This is a genomic window from Staphylococcus sp. EG-SA-2, assembly GCF_017152085.1.
Map to the genome: position 1 here is coordinate 1 of NZ_JACYHC010001261.1, position 621 is coordinate 621.

Annotated in this window: 1 protein-coding gene; it reads left to right on the plus strand. The window is 35.9% G+C overall.

The window, feature by feature from the left end:
- Positions 1 to 2: 2 nt before the first annotated feature.
- A partial coding sequence (locus tag IDG60_RS20425; RefSeq protein WP_346767047.1) for a PTS transporter subunit EIIC occupies positions 3 to 621 on the plus strand: 619 nt, incomplete at its 3' end.

Consider the following 621-nt stretch of genomic DNA (forward strand, 5'->3'; position numbering starts at 1 on the left):
TGATTGTACCGGTATTAATGTTCGCTTTCTTTGGGATAGTGCTTGGCTTTGCGACATTATTTAAAAATCCTACAATCATGGGGAGTTTAGCAGATCAACATACGTTTTGGTTTAAATTTTGGTCAGTAATAGAATCTGGTGGCTGGGTTATTTTTACGCATATGGAAGTTGTATTTGTTGTAGGTTTACCACTTTCTTTAGCTAAAAAAGCACCAGGTCATGCAGCACTTGCAGCATTGATGGGTTACTTAATGTTTAATACATTTATAAATGCCATTTTAACGCAATGGCCACATACGTTTGGCGCTAATTTAGAAAAAGGCGTTGAAAATGTACCTGGTTTAAAATCAATTGCAGGTATTGCCACATTGGATACGAATATTCTAGGTGGTATTATTATTTCAGCTATTATTACTTGGATTCACAATAGATACTATAGTAAACGATTACCAGAAATGGTTGGTGTATTCCAAGGTTTAACATTTGTAGTTACGATTTCATTTTTTGTGATGTTACCATTAGCAGCAATTACTTGTGTTATTTGGCCAACTGTTCAGCACGGTATTGGTTCAATGCAACACTTTATCATCGCTTCAGGCTATATCGGTGTTTGGCTGTACC